This is a genomic window from Methanobrevibacter sp. (assembly GCF_045541095.1).
Taxonomy (GTDB): Archaea; Methanobacteriota; Methanobacteria; order Methanobacteriales; family Methanobacteriaceae; genus Methanocatella.
On the sequence record NZ_JAZQIJ010000076.1, the window covers coordinates 23217 to 31781 of the forward strand.

An 8565-nucleotide genomic window follows, 5' to 3' on the forward strand; every position below is an offset into this window, starting at 1 on the left:
ATTATCTCCTTTGATTAATCAAAAAAATTCACTTTATTCAAATAGGTTATCACACGTTTAAGATATTCTTTGTCGATTTCCGGCCAGTCAACATTTAATTCGTGAAGAATTGTTCTGGTCTGCTCGTTATTGACGTATTCCTCATAAGGTTCTTCATCATCTATTGATGTTTCAGATGTAATCAGGCCTTGAATGTTTTCATCCATATTGTTTTTGCATATCTCCACAAATTCCTTATTGCTTACCTTTTCAATTTCATAGCCAAATGAATTCAATACCTCAATGATGTCGTAATTATGTATGATATTGCTGATGTTACAGTTAAATACTCTGCATTTGGCGGGTGTTTTTGATAATGCCAGTAAAGATTTTGCAGTCATGTTTATAGGGCTCATTTCAACTTCATCGTTGTAGATTGATTCGGATATTGATTTTATTTTGACAAGAGCTTTTAGATTATTCAGGAACGCATTTGTTTCATAGTTTTTCTGGAATTTTCCATCATAATATCTGCCCATAAGGTTTCCGACTCTGACAATTTTAACATCTAAACCGTTTGCAGCATATTCCAGCACTTTTCTTTCGGCCAGGAATTTACTGTTGACGTATTTGTTGGTTAAATCCTGACTGTAATAAAATGACCTTTCATCAAACTCAACACTTATAGTTTCATCCCTTGGGTATGTGAGAACGCTGACCGTTGAAACCTGCACAAATTTAATGTTGTTTGCCTTTGCAAATTCAAGTCCGTTAATCACTCCGTCAACATTGACTCTGAATATGTAATCGTCGGCACTGTAATGTTTTACAATAGCTGCACAGTTGACAATAGTATCAATCGGCTGGTCCACTAGTTTTTTAAAGTCATTTATTTCTGTAATGTCTCCTTCAATTAATTCGACACGCAAATCAATGAGGTCTGTTAAATCTTCATCGAAGTAATACTCTACCAAATCGGATAAACGGTCTTTGCATGAATCATAATTGCCTTTTCTCAGCATACAGTATGCAATTCCGTTTTCATTTTTGAGGAATTCATATAATACATGTATTCCTAAAAATCCTGTAACTCCTGTTATTAAAACGTTTCCAAGTTCCTCCAGTTCTCCGTCATGGAAGTTTTCCAGTGTATTTTCACTGAGAAGTTCGTTGATTCTGGTGTAGTCGTAGTTTTCGAGTAAATCCAAATGGAGGTCTTTTGTATCTGCTTCACCAGATAGGAATTTCGCCAATTCTTGAGGGGTTTGATTTTGGAATATGTCTTCATAACTGATTGAATAATCTCTTTTAACTAATTCCATAATGAGTTTGGATGCAATAAGAGATGTTCCTCCTATCTCAAAGAAATTGTCCTCTGCACCAACAGTTTCGATATCCAGTGTTTTGGAAAATACTGCGCAAATCAATTGTTCCAGAGGAGTTTGCGGAGCAACATATTTCATGTCGATTTTTGGCTCTGGAAGTTGTTTGATGTCTGTTTTTCCGTTTGGTGTTTGTGGCATTTCATCCAGCTGCATGAATACTGTTGGAACCATATAACGTGTAAGTTTGCCTTTGAGGTATTCTTTCAAGTCATCCTTGTCTATGTTTTCACTTGCGGTGTAATATGCGCAAAGATGTTCCGTATTGTTTATTTCACGAATGAGTACAACATTCTTTTTGATGTTAGGATATTCGGAAATGTTTGTTTCTATTTCTCCGATTTCTATTCTTAGTCCTCTGAGTTTGATTTGGTTGTCTATTCTTCCTTTTATGGATATTTCTCCGTTTGGAAGTTCTATTGCATAGTCTCCGCTTCTGTAGTATGGGATGTCGTTTATTGTGATGAATGTATCCTTGGTTTTTTCAGGCATGTTGTAGTATCCTTTTGCAACACCAAATCCTCCGATGTAGAGTTCCCCCATCACTCCCTGAGGCAGGAGTTTTCCATCAATGTCTCTTACTTCAGTCACGTAATTGTGCAATGCCTTACCTACATTGATGTTTTCAGGGTCTCTGATGAATGTTGAGTTGCATGTTACTGTTGTTTCTGTTGGTCCATAGATATTGAATATTTCGGCTTCACTAATGGCCATAACTTTGTTTATCAGTTCTTTTGGCAACATTTCTCCTCCAACACCCACATATTTAAATGCAGATAGTTCTTTGGCGAATTGGTCATAATCCAAATACTGGAGAAGTCTTGAAGGTGTGGCGAATGTTAGGGAATCCGGTTTTTCTTTTTGAATTAATCTTGTTAACTCTTCAATGCTTTTAATCGCATTGTCGTTTGCAAGCACCATTTCTGAACCGAAAGTTAATGCGTTTAAGTCAAGTAGGAATGCATCAAAGGACACAGTTGATATTGCAAGGGTCTTGCGCATTTTTGAGTATGCCTCATAAACGATATTGCTGTCGCTTTCAGCAAATAGATTTGCTATGTTCTTATGGGTGGTCATAACTCCTTTTGGTTTTCCTGTTGAACCGGAGGTATATATTAGATATGCAAGATCATCAGGACTGATGTATACGTCAGGTCTTTCTGTATTTTCTTCTTTAAGCAAATCTTCGATTCCTAAACTTCTTTGGCTTGTTTCCTGTGCGATTATATAGTCCGCTTCACTGTTTTCATAGATGTATCTTATTCTTTCCTCAGGATATTCCAAATCTATTGGAATATATGCGCAGCCGCTTTTAAGAACACCAAATATTGCAGATATGAGGTCGCTGGTTCTTGGAAGCATAATCAATATTTTGCTTTTTGGCTTGATGCCTTTTTTAATTAATGCATTGGCAATACGATTGCTTCTGTTTTCCAGTTCTTTGTATGTCAATGTTCTGTCGCTTGCAATTAATGCGATGCGGTCAGGTTTTTCATCAACCTGTTTTTCGAAACGTTTGTGTATGAATGGTATTTTAACCTCTTCAAATTCATGTAATCCTAAATCGTTTTCCAATTCAAAATCGCATAATCTGAATTTATCCAAATCATTTACAATGAACTGTATTAAAGTATATTTAAAGCAGTACATGAATTTTTCAATATATTCCTGAGTATATAACTGGTCATTGTACTCAAGATAGAGGGCGATTGTTTCACCGTCATTGTAGATGTTGAAATTGATTTTATAGTCTGTTGCAACAGTACCGTCTAACGGTATTGACTCGAAATTAATGCCTGATGTGTTTTCCTGGTCTTTTTCAAACGATTCATGATATGCGTAGAAAAATTCCGGTTTCAGTTGATATGTTTGTGAAATTTTTGTATATGGGTAATTGCTGTGTATCAGTGAATTTTTCCAGGATTTGTCAACCATTTTGATGAAATCCTCAATGAACATTTCTCTGTTTTCGCTGTTTATCATAATAGGAATTGTTTTAACTAACATTCCCTGTGTATCATAGAAATCAGAGTTTGCCCTTCCATTAAATATGGTGGTTATTAATGTTTTGTCACTATAGGTGAATTTATTCAGGTTTATAATCGTTGCAGTCATGAATAAAACATTTGGACTTATGCTGTGGTCGTTGCAGAAGTGTCTGATAAATGTTGAATCAATTGAATCTTCAACGAGTTTTATTTCACCTTCTTCAGGGTTTCCGTTTAGATTGGTGGTTAAGACTGTTGATTCAATTCCGTCACCTAATTTATTTTTAAAGTACTTTTCTGATACTTCATTTTCATAGTTTTCCTGTTCAATCAGGCTGTAGACATATCCGTCTATTTTTTCACTTTTAACGTGTCCGCTTTCATAAGCTTTGGTTATGTCGTTGAAAATATTGTCTTGGGATACGCCGTCAGTAATTATGTGGTGGAAATCTGAGAATAACCATGTATTATTTGGGCAGTTGTATATTTTGAATCTAAATAATTGATGGTTATTTATAGGAATTGCCTTGACATCATTTTTCATAATTTCTTCAGGAGTGATATCCACATCAAGTTCTACTATTTCGATGTTTTCTATCTCTTCATCGTCACATCTTTTCTGTTTTAATTCTCCTGAATCGGTATTGATGATTCTTGTTTTGAGATATGGGTGAGCATCAATAGCTATGATGATTGCTTCTTTAAGTTTATACGGATCGATATTGTCATCAAATCTAATTGCAGTAGGCATGGTGTATTTAATTTCACTCAATTCCTGAATGCATTCATAGTAAATACCTAACTGATTGTCAGTCAGTGGGAAATATTCCATGTTTTTCGCTTTTTCCATTATTTCATCTAAATCGATGGAAGTGGCTATGTAATTGTCAATGCTGTCTGCAAGATTTCTGACAGTAGGATCGTTAAATAATGATGCCATGTCAAGATTGACGTTCATATTTTTATAAATCAACGAATTCAGTTTCATCAATGTTAATGAGGTAAATCCGAGAGTATACAAATCATCGCTCACACCGAATTCTTCAGTAGTTGAAACGGATTTGACAAGTTCGAATAGTTTCTTTTCGGTTTCAGTTTCAGGTTGGTCATGATTCAAACTCAATTCCGGTTCAGGCAACTGTTTGATGTCTGTTTTTCCGTTTGGTGTTTGAGGCATTTCGTCAATCTGCATGAATGCTGATGGAATCATGTATTTTGTCAATTTGTTTTCCAGATATCTTCTTAACAAATTAATGTCAAGTTTTTCATCGGCAGTAATGTATGCGCAAAGATGTTCGGTGTCATTGATTTTTTTAATCAGCACTACATTCTGTTTGACATGAGGGAATCTGCTTATGTTGGATTCGATTTCTCCGATTTCTATTCTTAGTCCTCTGAGTTTAATTTGATTGTCTATTCTTCCTTTTATATCTATTTCACCATTTGGAAGTTCTATTGCATAGTCTCCGCTTCTGTAGTATGGGATTCCATTTATTTCAATGAAAACTTCTTTTGTTTTTTCTTCCAGGTTGTAGTATCCTTTACCGACACCAACCCCTCCGATGTATAGTTCTCCCATCACTCCCTGAGGCAGTAGTTTGCCGTCAATATCTCTCACGTCAGTTACATAATTGTGCAGAGCTTTTCCCACACTTATTTTTTCAGGGTCTCTGATTGATATTGAATTACATGTCACTGTGGTTTCTGTAGGTCCATAAATGTTGAATATTTCAGCTTCGCTATTTGCCACAACTTTACTTACCAGCTCTTTTGGCAGTATTTCTCCTCCAACAGCCAGATATTTAAATGTAGATAATTCTTCAGTGAATTTATCATAATCCAAATACTGCATAAGTCTTGAAGGTGTAGTGAATGTTAATGCATCTGGTTTTTCTTTATGTATTAATCTTGTCAGGTCTTCAATATTCTTCATCTCGATATCATTTGCAAGAACCATCTCCAAACCGAATGTCAATGCATTGAAGTCCAGAAGGAATGTATCGAAGGATATTGTTGTAATTGCAAGGGTCTTGTGCATTTTTGTGTATGCTTCATAAATGATATTGTCATCACTTTCAGCAAAGAGATTTGCTATATTTCTATGGCTAATCATCACTCCTTTAGGATTTCCGGTTGATCCTGAAGTATAAATCATATATGCCAAATCATCTGGAGTGATATCAACATCAGGTGTGGACATATCCTCTTCTTCAATTAGCCTGCTGATGTCAAGTGAATTTCCGGTACTTCCGTCAGTAATCATGTAATCCGCTTGGCTGTTTTCGTAGATATATTTAATTCTGTCCAAAGGATATTCCATATCTATTGGAATATAAGCACAACCTGCTTTCAGTATTCCCATAATTGCAGCAATAAGGTTAATGTCTCTTGGAAGTATCACCAATACCTTATTTCCAGGTTCAACTCCTTTTTTAATAAGGGCGTTAGCAACTCTATTCGCTTTCTGGTCAAGTTCACCATAGCTTATGCTTTTGCCGCTGGAAATGATTGCAGTGTTGTTAGGATGTTCATTTGCTTGTTTTTCAAATCGTTTATGTATGAATGGAATTTCCATCGGTTCAAATTCCGGAATTTCCTTAGGTTTTTCAAGTTCAATGTCGCATAATCTAAATTCATTCATGTCTGAGGCAATAATTTGATTTAATATGTGCAATATTGAATCCAGGAATTTTTCTGCATATTCTTCAGTATATAACTGGTCATTGTATTCTAGGGACAGTTCTATTTTTTCGCCATCATCAACAACATTTAAATTGGTTTTGTATTCGGTTACTTTCACGTCTTTATGGTTTAATTCTTTACAATAGTAATTTAGGGAGTTTGATTCGATTTCAGACTCTGATGATTCATGATATGCATAGAAAAACTCTGGTTTTAATTGGAATTCATCAGCTATTTTTGTATATGGATAATAACTGCTGTTTATTGTATCTTTCCATGTTTCATCAATCTGTTTTAAAAATTCTTTAATAGTGATTTCTCTATTTTCAGCTGTAACGATTAAAGGCAATGTTTTAACTAAAAATCCTTGGGTATTGTAGTAATTTGGATTTGCCCTTCCATTGAATATTGTTGTTATTAGTGCTTTATCTGAAAATGTAAATTTGTTAAGGCCTATTATGGCACTTGCCATTATCAATACGTTTTGGCTTATTGAATTATCTTTACAGAATTTTTTAATTGATTTGAACTCAAGATTCCTGTTCAGTTCTTGTGATTTTCCATCATCTGGATTTCCGCTCAGGTTTGGAGTTAAAATAGTTGATTCTATGTCCTGCATGAGTTTATCGTGGAAGAATTTTTTAGATGTTTCATATTTTTCACTTTCTTCGTAATTCTTTTCGATAAGACTTAAAACATATCCGTTTACCTTTTCTTCTTCAAGTTCTTTTCCTTCATATACATCTACAATTTCTTTAAATAAATTTTCTTGGGATTCTCCGTCTGTAATTATATGGTGGAAATTTGAGAATAGAGCAACTTCATTTTCGGATTTGTATATTTTAAAGTGGAATAACTGGTCATTATCCAATTTAAATGCTTTAATGTCATTTTCAATTATCTGGTCTTCATCAATGTTTTCAACTTCAACTATTTCGATATCTTCAATTAAAACTTCATCAAGTCTTTTTAGTTTTATCTCACCATCGCTATCTCTTATAATTCTTGTTTTAAGATATGGGTGATAATCTATGGTCTTTGTTATGGCGGTTTTTAATTTATCCGCATCAATATCTTCATTGAATCGTGTAAGCATTGGAATTACATACATGATGTCATTTGGATTTTGCTTACATTCATAATATACTCCTAATTGGTTTTCGGTTAATGGATAATATTCCATTTCTTTTGAAGATTCGATGAACTTATCTATTGATGTTTGTTTATCTCCATTATTTAAAACCTCATATGCAAGCTTTTTAATGGTCGGATTATTGAACAGTACTGAAATATCCAAGTTGACATCCATTTCCTTATAGATTAAGGTATTCAGTTTCATCAATGTCAGTGATGTGTATCCGATTTTGTATAAATCGTCTGTAACTCCGAATTCATTTGTGTTTATGAGTTCGGATGCGATTTCGAATAGTTTTTCTTCTGTTTCGTTTTCCGGTTTTACGTTTTCGAGTTTCAGTATTGGTTTTGGCAGTTTTTTGAGGTCTGTTTTTCCGTTTGGTGTTTGCGGTATTTCATCTATCTGCATGAATACTGTTGGTATCATGTATTTGGTCAGTTTGTCTTTTAGGAAGTCTTTTAGGTCGTCTGTGTTGATTTGTTGTTCTGCGGTGAAGTATGCGCATAGGTGGTCGTTGTTGTTTATTTCTTTTATGACTACTATGTTTTGTTTGATGTTCGGGTATTTTCCTATGTTTGTTTCTATTTCTCCGATTTCTATTCTTAGTCCTCTGAGTTTTATTTGATTGTCTATTCTTCCTTTTATGTCTATTTCGCCGTCGGTTGTTTCTATTGCGTAGTCTCCGCTTCTGTAGTATGGGATGTTGTTTATTTCGAGGAATACTTCTTTGGTTTTTTCGGGCATGTTGTAGTATCCTTTTCCGACTCCTGTTCCTCCTATGTAGAGTTCTCCCATCACTCCTTGTGGCAGGAGTTTGCCGTCTATGTCTCTTACTTCTGTGATGTAGTTTTGGAGTGCTTTTCCGATTGTAATGTTTTCAGGGTCCTTTATTTCTTTGTAGCTTGATGCGATTGTGGTTTCGGTTGGTCCATAACTGTTGTATACTTTTGCATCGGTGTATTGTTTTACTCCTGTGAACGCTTTGGCTGAGAACTGTTCTCCTCCCATTACAATACATTTTGCACAGTCAATTACCTCGCAGAATTCCTTAACTTCTAAATATGATAATAGTCTTGATGGTGTGAATTCCATTACTTCTGGTCTGTTTTGTTTTATGAGTTGTACTAAATCAACGATATTTTTGATTTCGTTGTCATTTGCAAAGATTATTTTTATTCCGTTTGTTATTCCAGTTAGAATGTCTTCAAGTGATGTATCAAATGCGATTGTTGCAATACTCAATATGCTATTGTATTTGCATTTTGGGTTTCCTTCTGCTTCGTTACATGCATTTTCATGACCAATTATCACTCCTTTTGGTTTTCCGGTTGATCCTGAAGTGTAAATCATATAAGCGGTATGGTCTGGTGTGATTTCAACATTTGGATTGGTGGTTTTT

Annotated in this window: 1 protein-coding gene; it reads right to left on the reverse strand. The window is 34.8% G+C overall.

The window, feature by feature from the left end; genetic code table 11:
• Nucleotides 1-14 precede the first annotated feature (14 nt).
• Nucleotides 15-8565 (reverse strand): amino acid adenylation domain-containing protein (locus ACKI2P_RS03510; protein WP_407375056.1); only part of this gene is annotated, 8551 nt, incomplete at its 5' end.